Raw genomic sequence first — 25,323 nt, 5'->3', positions numbered from 1 at the left:
TGGCCAGTACGCGTATTAAGCGGACTGGCCAGTTTTTTATTGGATGTCTTTAAAGAAATCCTGCAAAATGTAATAGGATTGTTTCAGCCGTTCTTCGTGTTCAGGCAAATCCCACTGTTCCCAGCTATAGGCCGCGGTATTTGCGAAGGAGTCGGTCAATTGGCCGTCATCATCGGTCATTGTCGCAGCGATGCGGATGTTCTCAACCGTAATTGCGTCTTCGAGACCGCCTTCTTGCAAATTGCCAACGAACTCAAGCTGGCTTGGGTCTTTCGCGTTCAAGAGCATCCATGGAATGCGGATTTCCAAGACGCCAGTTTCCGGTGAGTAAAACCAGTCATTGAGCGAATCGTAGGATTCCGATGCAGGATCGGCGATGCCGAACTGCATGACTCCCGTCTCGTAAAAAGAGAAAGGAAGAATTTCCCCAGTGTCCGGCCGCACAATTTCTTTGTTCAAGGCGAGACGGATCGGATGGAAGACATCCTCGATCACTTCCTTGGATGGTTCCATCAGTTCGAGCCGTTCGACGTAATCGTAATAGAACGTATCATAATCCCCGGCGACCAGCAGGCGGGCATCCTCTTTGTTACGGATGGCGAGATGAAAATCCGCTCGCCCAGTCGTATCTGGACCGGTCGCCACTTCGACGCCGGCATCATTCCGTAAGGAAAAGTACAGATTAAACCGTTGTTCGTCCCACCAGTCGCGGGCATCTTTAGCGAATTGAGCTTTCACGTACAAGTATCGTTCATCATGATCCATCATGATTGATTGGATATTCCCGTCTTGCTTCTCCAACAGTTCTTCGCCGGCTTCCCAGTCATCGACCCCATTGACCTTCACTTTATGGCGGTCAAAACTTAAAACACCGAACTGCTGCTCGTTCGTCTGGGCGTTCGACCAGAACGGTCGGCGGTCGGGATTGTCGTAATCCATCGTGTTCCATGTGCGCTTGAACCACTCGTCTTGCCACGTGAAGACCAGTCCACCAAGCATGTCTTCCGCCATCATATCTTCGTAGAGCCGAACAGCGATATCTCCTTGCTCTGTTTCGGAAATGAAGCCTTGGTTCCACCCGAACGGATTTTCATGCGTTTTGCCGCGCGATCCGGGAACACCGAACTCTGCGATCAATAACGGCAAATCATGTGATTCGTTCAAGTCACGCAAGTAGCCGGCGTAATTATTCCGTTCCCCGCGGTGATCTATGAATTCTGTGTAGCCAGGTTCCAGGTTCAGGAAATCAGGATAATAAGGATAGACGTGATAGGAAGCGAACATACCTGCTTCTCGAAGTGCACCTTTCAACTTGATGTGGTTCGGGTCCACTATCGCCAAATCTTCTTGATCGCTCGGTTCAGCAGGGTGGTCCAAGTTGTCGGTTGTGACCCAGTTCGTAAAACTTGTCGGCCGCATACTGTTGTAATTATCCACTTCGTACGCGGCGATCAGATCCATTTGCAGAGCCACCCAATGCTCCATCGGGGTCGCTCCTTCGGAGAAGACATATTCTCCATCATAATCGCCAAGGTCCGGATAGAGACGTTCCATCTCATCGACCATAAATGGATACCATTCAACACCAAGGATCCAGCCGATCACATAGGGAGAGATATCCGCAGTGTACGTGCCGTAAGCATGGCCGGGACGTTGTTCGACGACGGCATTGCCATGGATGACGTCAGCGAGGCGGCGCATCTCATCTTGAAAGGCTTGCATTGTCGGCTCGTGGAAGGCATCCAATTCTTCAGCTAACGGCTCTTCTTCAATCCAGACGCCGTGGAAGAGGTATAATGGCTCTTCGGCAGTAGCATTGAATCGTTCAAGTGCACGGTAGAAGCCAGGCGGGTGCAATGTATACACACGGAATGAGTTAGCATTCATGTCGCTGATCTGCTGGAACCAGCGCTCATATTCATCTTTGGTAATAGCAGCTTCTCCGGGAAATGTCCCGGGCTTGGCCATCCCCATGTTGACGCCTTTGATTTTCACTTTTTCCCATTCGCCATCGCGGTAAATTTCGAAGTCATTCCCAGCGACGCGTGATGGGTAATGCAAGTCTTCGTAAGTTGCTTGCGGTGATTTTTCTGTTGCTGTGTTTCGTTTTTCTTCAGCCTGTTCCAGGATATGCTGCATGACTGGTACGTACGTTTTCCAATAGAAGGCCGTTTCGGAATCCGGTATCAATGAAGAGAGCCATGACAAAACGTTCGCATACCCGGAATATTGGTGAACGGCCGGCATTTTGCTGATATCGACGAAATCGCCGGCGAAGTAATACACGTCCGCTGCAGCTTTCTGGCTGTGGACGATGGCAGGGAAGGAGCGGGGAATCCCGTTCTCTTCAAGCGCTGCTGCGCCTTGGTCCGTCAAATCCCAATCGTAGTCTGCCAGTGTAGTTGAAGCATCGGTCGGCAAGTTGATATCGAACCAATAGTGGAAAGCGGGGGAGCCGGTCAATTCGAAACGCTCGTTCCCGGTTTCGTTGAACACAAGCCGGATGCCCAGCGATCCGACATCTCCCTGTTCTTCGGAAAGAACAACGATTTTCTCTTCCAAGTCATGCACCAGGACGAATCCCTCCCCTTCGAATTGCCACGTATTTCCTGATTGCTCATAGCGCGCGACGATCCAGTCAGGAACTAAGTCGCTTTCAAGCTCGAGTTTGCCGAAGTAACGGCCACTCCACCCAGTCCACTCGAGTCCTAGATATTCTGTCATTTCTTCTCTTACTTCAGGAGCAGTCGGTGAAGAGAACGCATTGAATTCAACCACCATGTCCGCGCCTCTGTCGACGTGCGAAGTGATCGATTCCCAATCTTCCATGGTCGTGCCGCCGTAGACTAGTTCAGGAGCACTGTCTCCCATTGTGCCTTCCGTCCAGCTCAAATCCTCTTCATAGACCCCATATGTATCTGCGACATACAGTAAATCATACGACGCTTTGGAAGAAGAAATTTCAGTCACCTCATATGAGTCCTGTTCTTCGTCAGAATGGAAGCCGTAATAGTCGGTTTCTTTCCGATAAATACTGCCATCTTCCTGCTCGTATTTCCCGTGATTCAAAATCCATGTCAAGCCGTGATGTTCCCGGTAGTTTTCCGTCGGTACCGTCTTATCCAAGATGCCGACATCTAGTGTAGTGCTTCCTTGAAACTGCCAAATGATCCATGGAAGGATGAAGATAAATGAAATAATCGCTAGGACTGATAAAATCTTTTTCACGACGGCGCCTCTTTTCTGAAAAAAGTGTAATGATCTCCTTCAATATTACAATGGAACATTGGAAGATAGTACTGATATCGCAGAAGGGGGGAAACTTATTTGTCAAAAAGGGGGGGAGTTATGATTGACAGCACGAACCCCCCGCTCACCTTTAGGGGGGAAGCGGGGGATGCTGTGCGCTCCGAACTGTATCGACAAATGGACGGGCTGTGTTTCTGCGGAAGTAATGGTCACACATCCGTTACATCCATCAGAAAAAGACCAAATAAAAGAGGCCACTTCAAAAGAAGTGACCTCGTACGTAAAACCTCTGTTCCTAAAGGTTTTAGAGGGTTTGGCACCCAATGATTCCTACTGGGTTCGAACCAGCGACCTCTACCCTGTCAAGGTAGCGCTCTCCCAGCTGAGCTAAGGAATCGCGTCTCTATCGGACAAGTTCTATTATAGGACGGGTCTATAGAGAAAGTCAACACTATTTTTTCATCGGCTGCCAACTCCGCGGAAACCGGCATCCTGAGCTTCCTGTTCCGTACAGAACCACTCTTCCGGATTGGTCTGGGCGTAGGAAGAATCAGAAGGAAGGTGATAGATTTTATCGCCGTTCCGGTTGATGTTGCCTTTGATCGCGCAATCCCCGTCAGCTTCCTCGGACTCGGCTGTCGCGCCGCCGTATGCATCTGCTCTGAATCCGCGATCGGTCGCATAGCCGTCGTATTGCCAGACGCCGAGTGATTCGTCACGTGCGCGTTGTTCGGCGTCTTTGAATTCATCTTCATAGCGTGTATTCGGTTCGAACACATACGCTACACGCGCGAGCCCTTGTTCCAGCAATTGTTCTTGTACGCTCTCTCCGTCGACATATATGTAAGCAAGCAGACGGTCGTAATCATCGAATCGTCCGCCTTCATCGAACTCGATCGACACGGTGCCGGATGCGAGCAGCTCCCGGTTCGTTTCTGTCGCTTCCTTCCCGAGCGGTTGTTCGCCTAGACTCGGATGGTTGGTCTCCGGTGTATCGATGAGCAAATAACGGACAGTCGTCGATTCCCCTTCGTAATCGATGCGGATCGTGTCCCCATCAATGACCGACAAGACTTCGACTTCCTGCAGCTCTTTCTCTTCGACAGTCGTCTCCAATGTACATCCCGCAAGGACGAGCCATAGGAGAGCGAACGCCAATCCTCTTTTGAGCATATCGCCACCTCATTTCTACTATCAAGTTTAGTCAATTTTTACCCTGGTCGCAACGGACATTCAAGTTGAACCAAACAAAAACGCCTTCCTGCAAGTGACTGCAAAAGGCGTTCGTTATGTACTGTTTGGACGAGAGACAAACACATCCTCCATTTAGGAATGATAGTCCGTTTCTGTGTCTCCACGGAAATAAAGAAAATCCTCTTTGTCCATGTCCGTCATCTTCTCCTTGTCGATACCAACTTCCAATTGTCCTGAGAAAATAGGTTCCCACCATTGTGAATGTTCGTTCATTTTACTTCCTCCTCTGATTGTATTTGTATTCAAATGATTTGACTATCCTATACCCGTGAAGGTTACACTAGTAAACAATAGCAACTAAAATTGAGCCATTAGGCCTTATTAGAAAGTGGGATGTACAGATGATCAAATTAGGGATGGTCGGTGCCGGAATTGTTGGAGAACGCATCATCAAGCAAATCGAAGAAGAGCAAAGTGTGGTACTTTTGGGCGTGTATGATGAACAGAAGGAGCGGTTGTCCTATTTGAACGAAACATACGGTGTGCCGATTGCGGAATCGCTCGATGAATTGTTCCACTCAGGGATCGACTGGCTGTATATCGGTACACCGCCGGCAAGCCATGCGGAAATCGCGATCCAAGCAGCACGTGCAGGTTTGCACATCTTCAGTGAGAAACCGCTGGCGCATGATGCAGAAGACGGACTGCAAATGACCATTGCGGCAGATGAGAACCAAGTACAGACTGCGATGCATTTCCCGTTGATGTACAAGGATTCGGTCCGAGAAATGGTCATTCTCATCAAGAACGGCAGTATCGGGAATGTGGTCCGCGTAGAATTCGAAGGACTGTTCCCGGAATGGCCGCGCCCTTGGCAAAAAAACCCGTGGATCGCTTCACGAGAGCAAGGGGGTTTCATCCGAGAAGTGTTCCCGCATTACTTGCAATTGATCTATCGCATGTTCGGTGACCTGACATTGATTAACCACCAAGTGACGTACCCGCAGCAGCAGGACCTGTGTGAAACAGGCGTCATCGCATATGGACGGACGAATGCAGGCATCCCACTCCACTTGTCGGGACTTAGCGGTATCGGCCAGAAAGAATCCTTGCAACTGAAGGTATACGGCGATCAAGGTGTCTTGACGCTGGAAAACTGGAACGACTTGTACCTTTCCGAAAGAAACGAAGAACGGGTGCAAGTGACGGAATTTGCCGCGGTCCCGTCCATTTTCGAAGAGATGAACGAACTGTCGACGTTGCTTGTGCCATTTGAAGAAGGACTGATCGTCCAGCGTTTGGTCGATCAATTGTTGGCTGAATAGGAAGGAGCACAGATGATGAATTTTACTGCGAACGACGTTGAAGGGATGATTGAGGAACAACGTCACTACTATCACACCGGTGTGACGCGGTCTGCCGAATTCCGGAAAGAACAATTGACGAGGTTGCAGGCCGTGATCCGCGCGTACGAAGGAGAGATCACGGAAGCACTGAAGAAAGATCTCGGGAAAAGCAAGTTCGAAGCATACACGACCGAGATCGGCATCGTCCTCGATAGCATCCGTCACATGCTGAAGAACTTGGACGATTGGATGGTGCCGGAACAAGTGAAGACACCGGTGCACTTCCAACCGGCGAAGAGTTTCATCGTCAATGAACCATACGGCTCGGTGTTGATCATCGGCCCGTTCAACTATCCATTCCAATTGGTCATCGAACCGTTGATCGGCGCGATCATCGGAGGCAACTGCGCAATCGTCAAGCCGTCCGAAACGACGCCACACGTCGCAGCGGTCGTGCGCCAGTTGATCGAAGCGACATTCCCGGCGCACTATGTTCGGGTCGTCGAAGGGGAGAAAGAAGAAGTGACTGCGCTGATTCATGCTTCTTTCGATTACATCTTCTTCACGGGCAGCGTCCCGGTCGGCAAAGTGGTCATGAAGGCGGCAGCGGAAAACTTGACGCCGATCACACTTGAACTTGGCGGCAAGAGTCCCGCAGTCGTCGATCAGACAGCGAATCTTGAAGTCGCAGCGAAACGGATCGTCTGGGGGAAATTAATGAACACTGGCCAAACGTGCGTTGCGCCTGACTATATTTGTATCCATGAGTCCGTAAAAGATGAATTCACACGCTTGTTGATCAAATCGATCAAAAGCTTTTACGGGGATAATGCGCAAGAAAGCCTGGATTACGGGCGCATCGTCAATGAGAAGCATCTCGAACGCTTGGCAGGAATCGTGGAACAGGAGCGGAACAATATCATTTACGGCGGAACAATCGACAAAGCCGACCGATATATCGAACCGACCGTGCTGGACGGCATCACATGGAGCAGCCCTTCGATGGCAGATGAACTGTTCGGACCGGTCTTCCCGCTCATGACGTACAGCGATTTGCCGCAACTCGTCCAGAGAATCCGCAAGCTGCCGAAACCTCTTGCCGCTTATTTCTTCTCGGAAAATGAGCGGGCGATCGAATTTTTCCTGGAGCAACTGCCATTTGGTGGCGGCTGCATCAACGATACGGTGTCACATGTCGGAAGCATCCATCTGCCATTCGGCGGCGTCGGACCTTCGGGCATGAACGCATATCATGGAAAGAAGAGCTTCGAGACGTTCACGCATGCGAAGTCGGTCTTGAAGAAATCGACAACGTTAGCGACGGACTTGTTGTTCCCGCCATATGGCAACAAAGTGAAATGGGTGAAAACTATTTTGAAATAAGCGGCCCATGCGGTCGCTTATTTTTTGGGGATGAAATTTTGGAACACGAGGAGCAATAGCTGAAAAAATGCCGACTAAGGTGATAGGATGGATGGAAAGGACGGTGGGGCCACATGGCGGAACGAATATTGATCGTGGAAGATGACAAGCGGATCTCGCGGATGCTTGAGCTCGAACTCGTGTTTGAAGGATATGAAACCGGTACAGCGTTCACCGGGGCCGAAGCGCTCATCCAGTTCCGTGAAGCGGAGTGGGACTTGGTCTTGCTGGACTGGATGCTACCGGAGCTGACAGGGCTTGAAGTGCTGGAACAGATCCGCTCCGGCCGCAGTGAAATGCCGGTCATTTTGCTGACGGCGAAACACGAAGTGAAAGACAAAGTAGCGGCGCTCGACCTCGGTGCGAATGATTACGTGACCAAGCCGTTTGAAATCGAAGAACTACTCGCGAGAATCCGCGCAGCACTGCGTTCTTCCGTGAAGCCTGCGGCAGAAGGCTTGTTTACATTCGGGGAATTGACATTGAATGAAAAGACGCGTGAAACGAAGCGCGGCGACAGACAGATCGAACTGACTCCGCGGGAATTCGACCTGCTCCACTATTTCATGCGAAATCCAGGACAGGTGCTGACGCGCGAACAAGTGCTGGATGCTGTATGGGGCTTCGATTATTACGGTGAGACCAATGTCATCGACGTCTACATCCGCTATTTGCGCAAAAAAATCGATGCCGGCGAGACGGTGACGTACATCCAGACTGTACGCGGCGTCGGTTATGTATTGAAGGAGCGTTGAGATGAAGCTGAAGACGAGAATCCATTTATCTTCGACACTGCTCATGCTACTTGTCTTGCTCCTTGTCAATGCGGTCATCTATTTGACGTTCAGCAACCAGACATATTCTACAGAGGAGGATCGGCTCCGTGCAGAAACGGAATTGCTGGTGGCAGCACTCAGCCGGAACGACAACATCCCGCGTGAAACGGTTCTTCGGGCGTATGTACCTGCATCCGGTGCAGTGCAAGTGAAAGACGGTGCAGGAACTGTCATGACGTCCATCCAAGATCCGGCGATCACCGCTGCATTTCCGGACATTCCGGGAAGCGGAGCGGGACAGACGGATGTCGAAGGTGAACCGTTCGCCTTCGTCAAAGCACCCATCATCTGGTCGGACGGCTCGGTCATGGAGCTGACGGTAGCACAGTCGATGGCGCAGCCTGCAGCCAATTTACAGAACTTGCTACTGTTACTTGCAATCGTCACGGCTGTCGCGATGATTCCGATTTTTTTGTCCAGCCGCTTTCTTGGGAAGCTCGTCGCCCAGCCGATTCAAGAATTGACCGGCACAATGCGGCGTATCCAAGAGAATGGACAATTCGAGAAGCTACCGGAAGAAAAAGTTAATAGTGACGAACTAGGGGAAATGACTCATACGTTCAATCGGATGATGGAATTGCTCGAGGAGAACTATTCCAAGCAGGAAGATTTCGTCTCGAATGCATCCCATGAACTGAAGACGCCGCTGACCGTCATCCGTGGCTACGCGAAATTGCTTCGCCGCCAAGGGCTCCGCAACGAACAAGTGGCAGAGGAAAGTTTGACGGCGATCGAAGTTGAATCGGTCCGGATGGCTGCGATGATCGAACAGCTCTTGAATCTTGCGGGCGCAAGTGAATCAAAGCTTGAAATGAAACAAGTCGACGTCTTGCAGCTATTGGAAGAAATCACTGCTGCGATGAATACGGCTTACGACCGCCAGTTCATCTTGGAAAAAGAAATCGCTGACGCAATCGAACGGACAGATCCCGAGAAGCTGAAGCAGATTTTATACATTTTATTGGACAACGCACGGAAATACAGTGAGGACCGTGTTGAACTAATCATTAGTGATCAAGGTGGGACAGTCATCCAGATCCGCGATTACGGAGTCGGGATTCCAAAACAGTCACTGCCACTCGTCTTCGATCGCTTTTACCGTGTGGATAAAGCACGGAGTCGGGACACTGGTGGCTTCGGCCTCGGCCTGTCACTTGCGAAAGAACTGGCGGAACGTCTGGAGCTAGCACTTGAAATCGAGAGCATCGAAGGAATGGGAACGACTATTTCCGTCCGCTTCTCATCGAAATCTCATGTTCACGCGCTACAATTGGAGCAGGAGGGATCACGATGAAAAAAAGAGTATGGATTGTCGGCATTGCATTCGTCCTTCTTGCTGGGTTGCTTTTAGTGCTATTCCTGAATCCCAGTGAAAATCAGAACGTATCAGAAGCGGAAGCCGCTGAACGAGTCGCTTCCTTATACGGCGGTGAAACCGGCCAAGTGACGGATGCTGGGAATTTATATAACGTAGAGTTCAAGAATGAAGCTGGACGCTACCGTGCTTCGGTCGACAAATCGGACGGCACAGTCGGAGCGATCGAGCTGCTCGAATCCGCAGCTCCTGAACCTTTGACGGAAGCACAAGCGAAAGGAATAGCGGTTGCGGAAACAGGAGGAACGGCATCGGCTGTTCGGTTCGATGAACAAAATGGCCTCTATGAAGTGCAAACTGTTCAAGACGGTACGATCACGACCGTCACCGTCTCAGCAATGGACGGCGAAGTGGTGAAGCTGGAAAAGGAAGCGGAAGAAGCGGCAATACCGACTGCCTTGACGCCTGATGATGCGATTGCAATCGCTAAAACTTATTTGGACGGCGTCGTCGATGATGTGGATTTCGAATCGACGGAAGACGGCGGCTACTTCCTGGTCACCATCGAAAAAGATGAGAGTGATCAAGAAGTGACCGTCCAGATCCATGCGATCCGTGGCGATGTCATGACCGTCGAATGGGATGATTAACCATTCTCATCAAATTCTAATGTTCTTCTCATGATGCTCTCAGATGCTCTGGATATAGTAAGAGTATCAAATGAAGGAGGGAATCAAGATGAAGAAATTAATTTTGGTACCAGCAGCAGGCTTGTTATTGTTCGGAGGAATTGCATTCGCCAATTCGAATGAAGGAACACAGCAAGACACGCAGTTGCAAACTGCAGTGGTTGAGACGGCGGCAGTGAACAGTGAGAAGGAGAAGATCGGCTTCGGAAAAGCGGAAGGGATCGCCCGTGACATCATCGATGGACAGATGACCGATATCGAACTGGAGAGAGATAACGGCAAACAGTACTACGATATCGAAATGTATGCGAATGGCTACGAGTATGATATCGAAGTGGATGCAATCACAGGGGAAGTGCTGAAGAACAAGCGGGAAAAAGAGAACGATTTTGACGATGACGACAAAAAAGCCGCAAGCACACAAGCTTCCGCGCAGAACGGCAAAGCCTATGGAGCAGTGAAGATTTCTGCAGAAGATGCAGTGAAAGCGGCACTTGCAGTCGTATCAGGTGAAGTGGAAGATGTAGAGCTTGAGCACGATGACGGTAGAGTGTACTACGACATCGAAATCGACAACCATTACGAAGAGCACGAAGTGAAAGTGGACGCGACAAACGGTGAAATCCTTGAAGTCGAAACGGATATCGAAGACTGAGTGACAAGCACCTCGCAAGAAGTTAGTTAAGTAAATAAAACAAAGGCTGTTCTATGGGAGTCAGGAAACTGGCTTCCTGTGGAACGGCTTTTTTCTTTCGTACGGAAGTAGTGCAACTATCCGAACATCCGCCATTTTGTTATGATGGATACATTAGAGGAGGCGAGTTGAATGACTGTAAAATGGAATGAACAGGAAACGATCGCGGTATTGAAACGATTGGTGGAGACGCCGAGTCCTTCGGGATACACGATGGAAATCATGAAGGCGATCAACGAGCAATTCGCAGATTGGAACGTCACAGCGAAAATGACCAACAAAGGAAGCGTCATCGCAACGATTCCAGGAAGCAACGATGAGCAGCACCGTCTATTGACCGCGCATGTCGACACACTTGGCGCGATGGTCAAAGACATCAAGCCGAACGGCAGAATCAAGTTATCACTGGTCGGCGGCTTCACATTCAATGCGATCGAAGGGGAGAACTGCCTCGTCCACACAGCGGACGGCAAGCAGGTTTCCGGAACGATTGTCTTACATAATACAACGGTACACGTCTACAAAGACGCGGGTTCATCAGAACGCAACGCAAACACGATGGAAATCCGACTCGACGAAAAGGCATTCACAGCGGATGCGGTGCGTGAGATTGGCATTGAAGTAGGCGATTTCGTATCGTTCAATCCACGCTTCACAGAAGCGGGTTCAGGTTACATCAAGTCCCGCCACTTGGATGACAAAGCAAGCACGGCACTGCTCCTTCGCTTGGTCGAGCAATTGAGCAAGAGCGGCGAAGAGATTCCGTACACGACGCATTTCTACATTTCGAACAACGAAGAAATCGGCTTCGGCGGAAACTCAAGCATTCCGGAAGAGACGATTGAGTACATCGCGGTCGACATGGGCGCGATCGGCGACGGGCAAGCTTCAGACGAATATACGGTATCGATTTGTGCGAAGGATTCAAGCGGGCCGTATCATTACGGTTTGACGCGCCACCTTGTCGGATTGGCGAAAGACCAGGACATCGATTACAAAGTGGATATTTATCCATATTACGGTTCGGATGCATCTGCTGCGATCCGCGCAGGATACGACGTGAAGCATGCGTTGTTCGGTCCGGGAATCGAAGCATCGCACTCATACGAACGGACGCATATGGATTCACTGAAGGCGACGGCGGAGTTGCTTTACGCTTACGTAAAATCACCGCTCGCACCGTAAACAGGAGGAACAGGATATGGATACAAAACAATTGCTACAACACATTGCAATAAAACAACTGATCGGCACATTGCCGGAGACGATCGAGACGATGACGATGGATTCGCGTGAAGCGAAATCCGGCGCGCTTTTCGTCTGCATTCCAGGCTACACGGTCGATGGGCATGACTTTGCCGGAGTGGCAGTGGAGAGGGGGGCTGGTGTGATTGTCGCAGAACGTGAACTGGCACTACCTGAGCATGTCGCACAAATCATCGTCACCGATTCATCGCGTGCACTTGGTCAATTGGCCGCGGCTTTTTACAACCATCCATCGAAAGAGATGCAGATGATCGGCGTGACCGGCACGAACGGCAAGACGAGTGTCGGCGGTATCATCCATGCTCTTCTTATGGAGCTTGGCAAGAAGTCGGCACTGAGCGGAACGATCGGCTTCAACATTAACGGAAACTTGGAAGCGTCTGCGAATACGACGAATGATGCGCTGACGACGCAAGGCATGATCCACCGTGCAAAAAATGAAGGATGCAGCCACATGTCGATGGAAGTTTCTTCACACGGACTTGTTCTCGGCAGACTGGCTGGTGTAGAGTTCAACACAGCAATTTTCACGAACTTGACGCATGATCACCTTGATTTCCACGGAACGATGGAGGAATACGGCCATGCGAAAGGCTTGCTGTTTTCCCAGCTTGGCCAAAATCTTGCGGAACAAAAGCAGTCAATCTTGAACGCGGACGATCCGTGGTCGGAACGCTATGCGCAAATGACGCCGCACCGCGTCTTCACATATGGAATCGAACAGCCGGCAGATTTCAAAGCGAGTGTTATTGAAATGGATGGAGCGGGTACACACTACACGATGACTTGTGCAGAAGGTGAATTCCACGTGTCGATGAAGTTGCTCGGTGCTTTCAACGTAGCGAACACATTAGCGGCCATCGCTGCACTATCAGCGGAAGGAATTCCGATAACCGACATCCTTGCTGCACTGGCAGTGATCGAACCGATCGACGGTCGGATGCAAAAAGTGGAGACGGACTTGCCGATCTCGATTTTCATCGACTACGCGCATACACCGGACGCCATCGAAAAAGCGATTGAAGCAGTCGAACCATTCAAAACGAACAAAGTCATTTTCCTCGTCGGCACCGGGGGGAACCGGGACAAGACGAAACGGCCCACGATGGCTGCAAAAGCATCGAAAGCTGATTATGTCGTGTTGACGACAGATGATCCGCGTGATGAAGCATATGACAGCATCGTCAACGATCTCGAAAAAGGGATGACGCACGGTGCATATGCGTGTATCGGAGACCGTGAAGAAGCGGTCCGCCATGCGGTCCAGCAGGCGGAACCAGGGGACTTGCTCATTTTCGCAGGCAAAGGGCACGAAGATTTCCAAATCATCGGCAATACGAAATATCCGCATAGCGACAAAGACATCGCAATCGATGAAGCGAAGAAGAAGTTCAATTTGAACTGAAAATGGATAGAAGAAACGGAAGGCGGTTGAAATCGAATGATTTTACCGCCTTTTCTCATGTCTGCTGGCGCTGGGAAACTAACGGCGGTGAAAAAATCTTGTGTTTTTACAGGGATTTCTCTAATATGTAAGAAGTGTGCACACTGCTTGGACATGGTCTTTTTGATTGCCGGCGGGTGCCTACAGACAGGTTTTTTGAATCGCCAGTGGAATCCAACGAGCGTACCGGTCACGGGACGCTGTAGGAATAGAGAATCGAACGATGGATCTTTGTAAAGATGAAGGAGCGTACAAGCATGTCAGAATCATTGAAAAAAGAAATCGAGAGCAGAAAAACCTTTGCGATCATCTCTCACCCGGATGCCGGGAAAACGACGTTAACAGAAAAACTATTGCTGTTCGGCGGAGCGATCCGTGATGCCGGAACGGTAAAAGGAAAGAAATCAGGGAAGTTCGCAACGTCCGACTGGATGGAAATCGAGAAACAGCGCGGGATTTCCGTCACGTCGTCCGTCATGCAATTCGACTACGCCGGCAACCGTGTCAACATCCTTGATACACCTGGACACCAAGACTTCAGTGAAGATACGTACCGCACATTGATGGCGGTCGACAGCGCAGTCATGATCATCGACAGCGCGAAAGGAATCGAGGCGCAAACGCTGAAACTATTCAAAGTTTGCCGCATGCGCGGAATTCCGATCTTTACGTTCATCAACAAGATGGACCGTCAAGGGAAAGAACCGCTTGAATTGATGGAAGAACTTGAAGAAGTGCTCGAAATCGAGTCATATGCAATGAACTGGCCGATCGGGATGGGCAAAGAATTCCTCGGCATCTATGATCGCTTCAACAAGCGCATCGAGCCATTCCGTTCAGAAGGACCACGCTTTTTGGATCTGGATGAAAACGGGCGATTGGCTGGGGATCACCCGATGAAAGCGACGTCCTATTATACGCAAGCGATGGATGACGTGGAATTGTTGGAAGAAGCAGGCAACAAATTCTCTTATGAACGCGTCGAGAAAGGCGAATTGACACCAGTCTTCTTCGGAAGTGCGCTCGCGAACTTCGGAGTGGAAACATTCCTTGAGACGTATATGAACTTTGCACCGTCTCCGCAGCCGCGCATGACGAAAGAACAAACGGAAATCGAACCGTCGGAAGCACCGTTTTCCGGATTCGTCTTCAAGATTCAAGCGAACATGAACCCGGCACACCGGGACCGCATCGCATTCGTCCGGATCGTCTCCGGTAAATTCGAGCGCGGCATGAACGTTACGCTCGCACGTACAGGCAAGTCATTCAAACTGACACAGACGACTCAGTTCTTGGCGGATGACCGCGAGACCGTCGATGAAGCGGTTGCCGGCGATATCATCGGACTCCACGACATCGGGAACTACCAGATCGGGGATACGATCACGAGTGGGAAGAAATTCGAGTACGAAGCACTTCCACAGTTCACACCGGAATTGTTCATGAAAGTGACGGCGAAAAACGTCATGAAACAGAAGCATTTCCATAAAGGGATCTTGCAGCTTGTCCAAGAAGGGGCAATCCAGTATTACAAGACGCTCCACTTGGAAGAAATTATCCTTGGTGCTGTCGGACAGCTTCAGTTCGAAGTGTTCGAACACCGGATGAAGAATGAGTACAACGTCGAAGTGCGCATGGAGTCCGTCGGTTCGAAAGTCGCGCGCTGGATCGAAAACGAAGAAAATCTGAAAGAATCGATGTCGAGCAGCCGTTCGATGCTCGTCAAGGATCGTTACGACAATTACGTCTTCCTTTTCGAAAACGATTTTGCGACACGCTGGTTCCAAGACAAACATCCAGAAGTAAAACTGTATAGCTTATTGTGAGAAAATGCCTGCTTATTGCAGGCTTTTCTTATGTCTGAATCAGGAAAAAGCGGACAATTACAAAAAAACTTCGCATAAGTTTGCGGAGAGGTCTTATTTTTCATATCATTAAAGGATGAGAGATAGAGAGGAAATGGATACTATGCATATAAGTGATTTTTCCATCAAACGACCGGTTTTAACATTGGTCGTTATGTTCTTAGTCATTATTATCGGAGCCGTTTCATTTTTTAGGATTCCAGTAACGCTTATTCCGGAATTAAATCCGCCGATTGGTGTGGTCGTGACGAATTATCAAGGCGCGAGCCCGACGGAAGTCAGCGAAAAAGTGACAAAACCGTTGGAACAGACGCTGTCAACATTGCCAGGCATCGAATCGGTGCAATCGATTTCGCAGGAAGGTTCGAACTTGATCCTGCTCCAATTCAGCTGGTTGACCGATATCAACGATGTCCACGCGGATGTGCTGCAACGGATCGATCAGACACCGATTCCGGATGACGCCGGCAGTCCGCGGTTCTTGAAGTTCGACCCGTCCCAATTTCCGGTCATCCAAATGTCACTGCAATCCGGCGACAATGATGCCGACATCCGCGTTCTCGCTGAGCGGTTAGAGACGGAACTCTTGCAGACGGAAGGCGTAGCGAACGTCAACATCTCAGGGACGTTGATCGAAGACATCGTCATCTCGTTGAATGCGGAAGAATTGGAAGCGCGCGGTCTCCAACAGTCGGACATCGTCCAGGTGATCCAAGCGAATAACGTATCGCTTCCGGGTGAACCGATCGAGACGGAAGACGGCAAGCAATTGACGACGCGCATCCTGTCCACGATTTCAAGTGCTGAGCAGATCGGCGAATTGATCGTCACGGTCAACCCGCTCGACGGGAACAATGTGACGATTGCGGATGTTGCGGACGTCTCTGTGAAGGAGCGGGATGCAAGTTCCGAGACACGCGCGAGTCAGCAGCCGGCTGTCTTACTATCGGCGCTGCAGGAATCCGGAGCGAATACGGCAGACGTCTCCACAGCATTCCAGGAAAAGCTGGCTGAATTATTGGAGGAAGAGGAGTTCGCGGGCATCAAGGCGGACGTGCTGTTTGACCAAGGGGATTATATCCAGCTTGCAGTCGGCAATATCGGGCAGACGCTGCTATTCGGTGGATTGTTCGCCATGCTTGTCCTGTTCTTCTTCCTGAAAGGCATCAAGAGCCCGATTATCATCGGCGTCGCGATCCCTTATTCGGTGATCGTGACATTCGTCCTCATGTTCTTTGCGGACTTCGCCTTGAATATTTTGACGCTCGGCGCTCTGGCACTCGGCATCGGGATGCTTGTGGATAACTCGATCGTCGTCATCGAAAACATCCAGCGCCATTTGACGATGGACAAATCACCGAAGAAAGCCGCATCGGAAGGGACGAAAGAAGTGGCAGGTGCCATCACGGCATCCACGCTCACGACGGTCGTCGTCTTCGTGCCGGTGATCTTCATTTCAGGCTTGATCGGCGAGATTTTCTTTGAGTTCGCCTTGACGATTGCGTTCAGTTTGGTCGCATCGCTCGCAGTTGCATTGACAGTCATCCCGATGCTCGCAGCACGTCTGCTGCCGAAGCCGAAAGGTGATTACGAAGCAAGACGCAGACGTTCGAAGAGTTTGAAGAATTTCGAGCGTTCTGTCGAATGGGCGTTGAAGCATCGCCTGATCATCTTTGCCATCACAGCAGTCTTGACGATTGTCGCGGTGTTCGGCCTGACACGTGTCGGGACGGAATTCCTTCCGGCGACGGATGAAGGTTTCGTCAGCGTCCAAGTGGAGCTTGACAATGGCTCTTCCCGCACAGCGACGGATGAAGTGGTCCAAATCATCGAGCAGGAGCTTGAAAAAGAAGACGATGTCGATGTGTATGTAGCGCTGATCGGAACGACACAGCAAGGGCAGGCCCAAGGGTCATCTTCTTCAAATACGGCAGAACTGTACATTAAATTGAATCCGCTGGATGAGCGTGAACGTTCGGTCTTCGAATTTGTCGATGATGTGCAGCCGAAAATGAAAGAACTTGTAGGCGACCGGGCGGAAGTCAACTTCGTCCTGCAAACAGCTGCTGGGTCAGCTCCGAATACATTGAATTTCACCGTCACAGACATCGATCCGAAACGACTAGATGATGCGGTCGAACGGATCGATAAAGAGCTCCGTGACTTGTCCGGCGTCACAGAATTGACCAGCGACCGGGAAGAGACCTTGCAGGAAATCCAGATCACTGTCGACCAGGAAGCCGCTGTCGAACAAGGCTTGGCACCTGTACAGATCGCTCAAAGTGTCAATAACATCACCCGCGGTGTCCAAGCTGCCCAAGTAATTGCTGAAAATGACGATGTTTTAAGCGTCTTCGTGGAGTATGAAGAAGCGGAACGAGACAGCGTAGAGAAACTGCGTACACTGTCGTTACGTACACCTTCCGGCCAATTCGTCGAGCTTCAAGATCTTGCAGCTGTCGAGATTGCGGAAGGTCCCGTCAGCATTCAACGTGTCGATCAGGCGGAAAGTGTGTCATTCACACTGCAACACATGTCTGATCTGACACTCGGGGAAATGTCCACACGAGTAGACGAAGCGATCGATGGGCTGGATCTGGAAAGCGGCACGACCATTTCCTTCGGTGGGGATCGCGAGCTGTTCGATGATGCGATCGGCGATATGACGCTGGCGTTGATCCTTGCAGTCGTCCTTGTCTACCTTGTCATGGCAGCCCAGTTCGAATCGTTCAAATATCCATTCGTCATCATGTTCACTGTGCCACTCATGTTGATCGGTGTCGCACTCGCGTTGCTTATTACACAAACACCGATCAGTATTTCGGCGATCATCGGAATTCTTGTCTTGGTCGGGATTGTCGTCAACAATGGCATCGTACTGGTCGATTACATCAACCAGCGTAAAGCGATGGGCATCGAATCGTATGAAGCGATCAAAATGGGAGTACGCGACCGTTTGCGCCCGATCTTAATGACCGCTTTAACGACCGTCCTTGGCCTATTGCCATTAGCGCTCGGCATCGGAGAAGGAACAGAAATCAACCAGCCGATGGGGATCGCGGTCATCGGCGGGATAGTCACGTCGACACTCCTGACGCTTTACGTTGTTCCTGTCGTTTACAGCATGTTTGACCGGGAAACACGCCGTATGAACAAAAAAGCATAAGGTGGATGGAGGAAGAAGGATGAGCGTATTCTTTACAGGATTTCCAGGATTTATCGCAACGCAGCTGATGGCACGTCTCGCAGCGGATCATACCGAGCTTGCAGCTTTGATCATTCCGGCTGACCGGCAAAAAGCGGAACAGCAGGCAGCTGCCATCGAAGAAATGACGGGATGTCCGAAAATCCGTTTGATCGAAGGGGATATTACGAAGCAAGACCTCGGTCTGAGCGAAGTGGATCTCCGCTTCATGCATACGAAGAAATGGACGGTCTGGCATCTCGCTGCCGTCTATGACCTCGCCGTACCAAAAGATCTTGCATGGAGCGTCAACGTCGTTGGAACGGAAAATATGAATCAGTTTGTCCGATCCTTGCCGGAGCTGGAACGTTACATGTACTTCAGCACGGCATACGTAGCCGGTGTCAGGGAGGGCAGACTGTACGAACATGAACTCGTGCGTCCGATGGCGTTCAAGAATTTCTACGAAGAGACGAAATTCGAGGCTGAAGTATTGGTCGATGCGCTGAAGGCGCAGCTCCCGGTTACGATTATTCGTCCAGGCATCGTCCGGGGCAGCGCGGAAAGCGGCGAAACTGTTAAATTCGACGGACCGTATTTCTTCTTGAACATGATCGACCGTTTGAGTTTCTTGCCGTTCATTCCGTTCATCGGCCGTTCGCATGCAGACATCAACGTCGTTCCGATTGATTATATTTTGGAAGCCTCGCTTTATTTGAGCACTCTTCCGGAAGCATCCAGCAAGACCGTTCATCTGACGGATCCGAATCCGTATCCTGTCGAAGAAGTTTACCGCGCCATGGTTTACGAGATGACCGGAAAATATCCGGCTGGCCGTTTCCCGCGGGCATTCGCAGCAGCTGGAATGAAGGTAGCACCGATCCGGAAATATCTCCGCGTCGAAGCGGAGACGCTCGATTATATGACGTGGGAATCGTCGTTCGATACGGCGGTAGCGACTGCACTGCTGCAAGACAGTGGGATCCGCTGTGCAGACTTCCTAGAGACCATGCCGGCAATGGTCGAGTTTTACAAAGCCCATAAACATGAGGAAAATTTTCAGATTCACATCCACTAATTGTTTGCAACTTCGGATGAGCATGTTATAATCAACTTACAACTTCATATTCTTTGACTCAGCGTCAAAGGGGAGTAGCTGTAGGGAAACCTATTTCATAGTCGTCAATACATGGCACCTTGCCATCGGTTATGATTGGTAAATATTATTTTTGCTTAGCGAGACCTTTGCCTTCTTTAAGGAGGCAAAGGTCTTTTTTGCTGGCAAAATTTAGGAGGAGAAGAAGTGGAAACAATCATCTTGGAGTATGCATGGGTCCTATTAGTCCTGATCGGGCTCGAAGGTCTTCTTGCAGCAGACAACGCTGTCGTAATGGCAGTCATGGTAAAACACTTACCGAAAGAACAGCAGAAAAAGGCCTTATTTTATGGACTGGTAGGAGCCTTCATTTTCCGTTTTGCCGCTTTGTTCATGATCACCTTGCTCGTCAACATCTGGCAGATTCAAGCATTAGGAGCAGCTTATCTTCTATTCATCTCGATTAAGAGCATCTATGATCAACGAAAAGGTGAGACCGATGAAATTTTGGAAGACGGCACGAAATCAGAGAAAAAAGGTTCTGGTTTCTGGATGACCGTCTTGAAAGTCGAACTTGCGGATATTGCCTTCGCGATTGACTCGATGCTTGCGGCAGTAGCGCTTGCTGTTACATTGCCACACTGGGGTACAGCTGATATCGGCGGCATCAACGGTGGACAATTCGCTGTCATGCTGTTGGGTGGTTTGATCGGGGTCATCATTATGCGTTTCGCAGCCCACAAATTCGTTCAATTGCTGGAGAAATACCCGCAACTGGAAACGGCCGCATTCGTCATCGTCGGTTGGGTAGGGGTCAAGCTTACGGTCATGACGTTGTCCCACGAGAACGTCGGCATCTTGCCACATGACTTCCCACATTCAACACCATGGACACTGACATTCTGGTCAGTTCTGATCTTGATCATCGTGGTCGGTGTTCTTACGGGCTTGCGTTCGAACAAAAAAGAAAATAACGCGTAAAGGCGAGCAGGGTATCTCGCTTTGTGTTGGAATCCCTCTGGTGAATCATGTGATGCATGGTCTGCCGGGGGATTTTTTGTGTGGAATTAGCATGCGGGTGCTGGTAACTTGCATTTAACTGGGATTCATCGGCAAATATCCGGCATTCGTCAGAAGATCATTTGGAATCGCATATTTTTCCTTTTCTTTCTGCAGCACATCGCATAGAATGTAAAGATAATGCAGGCAGAAAGGATTCGAACTGAAATGAAAAGAACGATCAGGAATCTATTTCATTTGACACCGGCCCAAGTGATTGCCTCCTACTATTTTTTGACGATCACCATTTCTTTCTTGCTTCTTAGATTGCCCGGTGTCCACAAACAAGGCGAGACGCTTTCATACATCGACAGCCTATTCACAGCGGTCAGCGCTGTGAGCGTGACAGGTTTGTCAGTGACGGATATTTCGACGACCTATACGACGTTCGGCTTGGTTCTCCTATTATTCATCATGCAGATCGGCGGCATCGGCATCATGTCGATCGGGACGTTCTTGTGGATCTTGCTCGGCAAACGGATCGGCCTGCGGGAACGCCAATTGATCATGACAGATAATAACCAATCGCAGCTGGCCGGCGTAGTGAAGTTGATCCGGAACATTGTCACCATTTTATTATTGATCGAATTGATCGGCGCCACGATTCTGACCATTTTCTTTCTGCCCTATTACGACGGGCTAAGCGAAGCGATGTTCCAAGGGGTTTTTGCATCGATCGCAGCGACGACGAACAGCGGATTCGCGATCACCGGTTCATCGTACCTGCCGTTCGCGGATCATTACGGCATCCAGATCGTCACAATGATCCTCATAACACTCGGCGCGATTGGCTTCCCGGTACTGATGGAAGTGAAGGAATACTTCGCGCGCAACCAGGAATTCTTCCGCTTCTCACTATTCACAAAAATCACGGTCTCGACGTTCGGCTTCTTGCTTGTCGGCGGCACGGCAGTCATTCTCCTGCTGGAATCGTTCGGCGCCTTTAAAGGTGTCTCATGGCATGAAACGCTATTCGGCGCGATGTTCCATTCGGTGTCTTCCCGCTCAGGCGGTTTGACGACGATCGACATCACGACATTTGGCGAACCGACCAACTTGTTCATGAGTGTCCTGATGTTCATCGGAGCTTCACCGAGTTCAGCAGGCGGTGGAATCCGGACAACGACGTTCGCGATTGTGATCTTATTCTTGATCCAATTCGCCCGTGGCAAAAATGTTATCCAACTGTTCGGTCGTGAAATCGAGACCACCGACGTGTTCCGCGCATTCGCAGTCATCTTGCTTGCGGGTATCATGGTCGTCATATCGATGATGGTCATGATGGTGACGGAATCCGGAGCTAGCGCGATCCAGATCCTGTTCGAAATCACCTCAGCGTTCGGAACATGCGGGATGTCGCTCGGCTTGACGGAAGATTTGTCCGGCATCGGCAAGTTCCTCATCATGTTCTTGATGTTTATCGGACGTGTCGGCCTTATTTCGTTTTTATTCACAATCGGAGGCAAAAGTCACAAGGCAAAGTTCCATTATCCGAAAGAACGCGTCATTATCGGGTGAAAAGAAGGAAGAGTGTCCAAGTTTTTGCTATACTGGATGAATAATCGTTTATTAACCTGAAAGAAGTGGATTTTCATGAATGAAGATATCAAACAATCGTTGAAACTATTCATTGTTTTGTCACGTGCCCATAAAGCCATCACTGAACAGACCAACACATTTTTCCAGCAGCAAGGGGTGAATCCGACTGAATTCGCTGTCTTGGAACTTCTATACCACAAAGGCCGGCAGCCACTGCAAAAAATAGGTGGAAAAATCTTATTGGCGAGCGGTTCGATTACGTACGTCATCGACAAGCTGGAAAAGCGTGGCTACATCACTAGGGAAAACTGCCCAACTGATCGCCGCGTAACGTATGCGGTCATTTCCGAAGAAGGCGAGAAATTTATGGCGGGAATCTTTCCGGAGCATGAGAACAACTTGCATGAGCTGACGTCGTCATTATCAAATGAAGAAAAAGACGAGGCGATCGAACTCCTGAAAAAGCTTGGCCTATCTATCAAAGACCTCTCATACTGAGCACAATAAACCCGGCAAGCAGCCTCGACGGCTGCTTGCCGGGTTTGTTGTGTTCTTAAGTGTGCAAACGGACTTAGCTGGAGTTCAGCTGACCTGCATTCCATAGTTTCGTACGTTAGAGGCGCAGTGCTGAGCATCGTAATATGCCTTCGTCGCTTTCAACTAGAAGGTGCCAGGTTATTATGTGGGAATTGCAGGGGAGTTGTCATCTTAAATTCAGTCGTGACTCGTGATCATCTCGTCATATTTTATCAATTTTAGTTGCAACGCGATGCTGGATAAAAAGGGATCAATAATGGTACGCTCCCGATAACTTTTACATACAAAATCATCTGAAAGTGGCGGCCTACACAGTCAGCCGCCAAACAAATATGAAATACTAAATTAGAATGAAACGCTCGCACTCACTTCACCACCATTTCTCCAACAACCCCGAGCGAAGTGGCTGGGCTGGACATGGCGGAGGGATAAGATGAGCGGTTCCTAGCTCAGCTTATCCCGGGAGTCATGTCCCGAAGCCGCCAGCGAATTTCCATGCGACACCGGAACTTTCTTTTTCACACTCCAAATCAGAACCACAGCGGCCTACGCAGTCAGCCGCCCAGATATTCAACTCAACACCAAAATTAGAATGAAATGAAAATTGCCTCTCATCCCCATTTCTCCCACACCCTCAGCGAAGGAGGTGGTTTGGACTGGGCGGAGGGTATGACGAGCGTTCTTCGGCTTGGCTTCTTCCGGGAGTCCTGTCCGAAGCGACGCAGCGGATTCACACCCGGCACTCGCCCTCACTTTTCGACACTCCACCACAAAAAAACACACACATGCCTAAGCATGCGTGTGCCACTTCATTATTGGATTGGTTGCACTGTTTTGCCCATCTCTACGAAATCAGCAGTTGCAGTTCCTTCAGCAGAATCGAAAATCGTCAAGCGTACAACGAGATTCTCTTTCTCGAACACAACGCCCGTCACTTTACTGCCATCCGAAGACGTCTCATAAACAGCTGAATTGACAAAATCGCCATCAAGCGAGCCTTCTGTCAAATTGGTTTCACCAGTGCTTGCTTCTAGCGTCTGCGTCAAGGCATCTTTGGCACCATTGAAATCGAGTGTCGCAGGATCGAATGTTTCGACACGCATAAACACGCCGCCGTCTTCAGCCAAGTACAACGAATCTTTGCCAGGCTCTTCAGAAGTCAGCTCGTAGCCAGGAAGGACGTACACTTGATAAGATTGCTCGTCACTTTCCGTCAACGTACCTTCTGCTTCAGCGCGGTTCACAGTTTCTTCTACTGCATCATCTGTATCTTCTGTATCTTCAGCCGGCTCTTCTTCTATCACATCACCAGCATCATCCGTCGATTCATCCGACTCTGCCGGCACATCTTCTTCAGCCGGTTCTTCTTCAATCACGTCATCCGCAGGCGTGTCTTCGTCAGTTTCTTCCTCGATGACATCCTCGACACTTTCCTCCGGAGTGGATGCAGTGTCTTCGGCAGGTTCTTGTTCCTCTGCGCCATCAGTGCCACAAGCAGCGAGGAAGCCGCTTATTGCCAAGATCGATGCAGCAAATAATAAGTTCTTTTTCATTTTTATTGCCTCCTTTATATGCATTAGACGCAATACTAGTATGACATGTTTCATCTTACACAGGTAGAGGAATTACGAGAAATAGGAAAATGAGCATAACGATATGTGCGATGATCAGCGCGGGCATGCTTCGTTTCCATTCGTACAGCGCGCCGAACAAAAGCCCTGCTGCGATCCCTGCGAGCGCACCCGACCAGAAGCCTGAGAACGCAAGTCCGGCGCCGAATAGAAGGGAGGTCAGCACGATCGCGACAAATGGGGAAACGTGTTTCTTCATTTTTTGCTGGACGAAGCCCCGCCAAAAAATTTCCTCTCCCGGCACGATGATGAACACCAGGAGCAAGTAATGCCAGATGGAATCCGGCGCGAGCGCATTTAAAATACCGGACACGTTCGCCGCCACGCCTGTCGGGAACAGCGACAGCAAGTGAAAGCCGGCCGCGATGACCGAATAAAGAAGTACGCCGAATCCGATTCCGTAAAGAAGTGATTGCCATGTCCGCAGTTCTTCCTTCACTTGCCCGAATGCGAGTGCAATGGAAGTGAGGACGAGGATGCCGAACGTGTACATATACCAAAAAATCGTTTCGTTTTCGAATGCGAAATAGTTTAGGATGACAGCGAGCGGAACGAGGAAAAGCAGATTGCACCGTTTGAAAAAATGGATCATATCGTCCTCCAATACCCTAGGATGTGAAATGAATCCGAGGAGTTTTCTGTAATGGGAATTTTCTTATAGTATAATGGATGGAGAAATCGGCAGCCGTTTTGACGGAGCCGAAGTGCATTTGCTGTCCGTATTATAACAGATGCTGCACATTCTTAAAGGGGAAGGAGGGAATTTCGTGAACAATTATGAAGAATTGCTCGATCAATTGAAGGCAAGAGAAATCGATTCATTAACAGTGGAAAAAGAACAGTTCATGGAGTTCCGGCATGTGCTCATCCAGCGCCCAGACTTCAAACATTTCTCTGGCACTGCGCATCATGGCGGCCGGACGATCTATATCTACATGGATGAACCGGAAATTTAAG

Annotated in this window: 20 protein-coding genes and 1 tRNA gene; 15 read left to right on the top strand and 6 right to left on the bottom strand. The window is 49.9% G+C overall.

The window, feature by feature from the left end; all coding sequences use genetic code 11:
• Positions 1-36: 36 nt before the first annotated feature.
• From GIW82_RS05125 to GIW82_RS14675, 4 genes are all read right to left on the bottom strand, one after another.
• Positions 37-3,228: a hypothetical protein gene (locus GIW82_RS05125; RefSeq protein WP_370456010.1), complete on the bottom strand. Its 3,192-nt coding sequence runs from the start codon at positions 3,226-3,228 to the stop codon at positions 37-39.
• Between the two features lie 345 nt (positions 3,229-3,573).
• Positions 3,574-3,646, bottom strand: a tRNA-Val gene (locus tag GIW82_RS05120).
• 62 nt (positions 3,647-3,708) lie between these two features.
• Positions 3,709-4,422: a thermonuclease family protein gene (locus tag GIW82_RS05115; protein ID WP_154748805.1), complete on the bottom strand. Its 714-nt coding sequence runs from the start codon at positions 4,420-4,422 to the stop codon at positions 3,709-3,711.
• Between the two features lie 153 nt (positions 4,423-4,575).
• Positions 4,576-4,716 carry a hypothetical protein gene (locus GIW82_RS14675; protein ID WP_195913943.1) on the bottom strand — a complete coding sequence of 47 codons (141 nt, stop codon included), beginning with the start codon at positions 4,714-4,716 and terminating at the stop codon, positions 4,576-4,578.
• A 128-nt stretch (positions 4,717-4,844) separates the two neighbouring features.
• Here GIW82_RS14675 and GIW82_RS05110 point away from each other — a divergent pair, with 128 nt between their 5' ends.
• The 14 genes from GIW82_RS05110 (at position 4,845) to GIW82_RS05045 (ending at position 22,696) form a co-directional block, all read left to right on the top strand.
• A complete protein-coding gene (locus GIW82_RS05110) occupies positions 4,845-5,768 on the top strand; it encodes a Gfo/Idh/MocA family protein (RefSeq protein ID WP_154748804.1) in 924 nt (307 codons plus the stop codon).
• 15 nt (positions 5,769-5,783) lie between these two features.
• On the top strand, positions 5,784-7,172 hold the full coding sequence (locus tag GIW82_RS05105; RefSeq protein WP_154749606.1) for an aldehyde dehydrogenase: 1,389 nt from the start codon (positions 5,784-5,786) through the stop codon (positions 7,170-7,172).
• Between the two features lie 113 nt (positions 7,173-7,285).
• The gene (locus GIW82_RS05100; RefSeq protein ID WP_154748803.1) at positions 7,286-7,966 is read left to right on the top strand and encodes a response regulator transcription factor; all 681 of its coding nucleotides are present in this window, start codon (positions 7,286-7,288) and stop codon (positions 7,964-7,966) included.
• A 1-nt stretch (position 7,967) separates the two neighbouring features.
• Positions 7,968-9,341, top strand: a complete 1,374-nt coding sequence (locus tag GIW82_RS05095; protein ID WP_154748802.1) for a sensor histidine kinase — start codon at positions 7,968-7,970, stop codon at positions 9,339-9,341.
• A complete protein-coding gene (locus tag GIW82_RS05090) occupies positions 9,338-10,012 on the top strand; it encodes a PepSY domain-containing protein (RefSeq protein WP_154748801.1) in 675 nt (224 codons plus the stop codon). The genes GIW82_RS05095 and GIW82_RS05090 overlap by 4 nt, the downstream gene beginning before the upstream one ends.
• 88 nt (positions 10,013-10,100) lie before the next feature.
• A complete protein-coding gene (locus GIW82_RS05085) occupies positions 10,101-10,706 on the top strand; it encodes a PepSY domain-containing protein (protein ID WP_195913942.1) in 606 nt (201 codons plus the stop codon).
• Between the two features lie 171 nt (positions 10,707-10,877).
• Positions 10,878-11,930 (top strand): M42 family metallopeptidase, encoded by a 1,053-nt coding sequence (locus tag GIW82_RS05080; RefSeq protein ID WP_154748799.1) that lies wholly within the window; start codon positions 10,878-10,880, stop codon positions 11,928-11,930.
• Between the two features lie 16 nt (positions 11,931-11,946).
• The gene (locus GIW82_RS05075) at positions 11,947-13,416 is read left to right on the top strand and encodes a UDP-N-acetylmuramoyl-L-alanyl-D-glutamate--2,6-diaminopimelate ligase (RefSeq protein ID WP_154748798.1); all 1,470 of its coding nucleotides are present in this window, start codon (positions 11,947-11,949) and stop codon (positions 13,414-13,416) included.
• A gap of 296 nt (positions 13,417-13,712) precedes the next feature.
• Entirely contained in the window at positions 13,713-15,281 is a 1,569-nt protein-coding gene (locus GIW82_RS05070) for a peptide chain release factor 3 (protein ID WP_154748797.1), read from the top strand.
• A 142-nt stretch (positions 15,282-15,423) separates the two neighbouring features.
• On the top strand, positions 15,424-18,486 hold the full coding sequence (locus GIW82_RS05065; protein WP_154749605.1) for an efflux RND transporter permease subunit: 3,063 nt from the start codon (positions 15,424-15,426) through the stop codon (positions 18,484-18,486).
• A gap of 19 nt (positions 18,487-18,505) precedes the next feature.
• A complete protein-coding gene (locus GIW82_RS05060) occupies positions 18,506-19,582 on the top strand; it encodes an SDR family oxidoreductase (protein WP_154748796.1) in 1,077 nt (358 codons plus the stop codon).
• 225 nt (positions 19,583-19,807) lie between these two features.
• Positions 19,808-20,581 carry a TerC family protein gene (locus tag GIW82_RS05055; protein WP_370456009.1) on the top strand — a complete coding sequence of 258 codons (774 nt, stop codon included), beginning with the start codon at positions 19,808-19,810 and terminating at the stop codon, positions 20,579-20,581.
• A gap of 246 nt (positions 20,582-20,827) precedes the next feature.
• Positions 20,828-22,177 carry a TrkH family potassium uptake protein gene (locus GIW82_RS05050; RefSeq protein WP_154748795.1) on the top strand — a complete coding sequence of 450 codons (1,350 nt, stop codon included), beginning with the start codon at positions 20,828-20,830 and terminating at the stop codon, positions 22,175-22,177.
• Positions 22,178-22,252: 75 nt separating this feature from the next.
• Positions 22,253-22,696, top strand: a complete 444-nt coding sequence (locus GIW82_RS05045; RefSeq protein WP_154748794.1) for a MarR family winged helix-turn-helix transcriptional regulator — start codon at positions 22,253-22,255, stop codon at positions 22,694-22,696.
• A gap of 851 nt (positions 22,697-23,547) precedes the next feature.
• On the opposite strand, the gene GIW82_RS05040 is transcribed toward GIW82_RS05045, so the two are convergent.
• Positions 23,548-24,288 (bottom strand): hypothetical protein, encoded by a 741-nt coding sequence (locus tag GIW82_RS05040; protein WP_154748793.1) that lies wholly within the window; start codon positions 24,286-24,288, stop codon positions 23,548-23,550.
• 55 nt (positions 24,289-24,343) lie between these two features.
• Entirely contained in the window at positions 24,344-24,958 is a 615-nt protein-coding gene (locus GIW82_RS05035) for a CPBP family intramembrane glutamic endopeptidase (protein WP_154748792.1), read from the bottom strand.
• 175 nt (positions 24,959-25,133) lie between these two features.
• Between GIW82_RS05035 and GIW82_RS05030 the strand changes: the two genes are divergently transcribed.
• Entirely contained in the window at positions 25,134-25,322 is a 189-nt protein-coding gene (locus GIW82_RS05030; protein WP_230309350.1) for a type 2 periplasmic-binding domain-containing protein, read from the top strand.
• The last annotated feature ends 1 nt before the right edge of the window (position 25,323 follow it).

It is taken from the genome of Planomicrobium sp. YIM 101495 (genome assembly GCF_009707665.1).
Classification (GTDB): Bacteria; Bacillota; Bacilli; order Bacillales_A; family Planococcaceae; genus Planococcus.
This window is presented reverse-complemented; position numbering and strand designations above follow the sequence as displayed.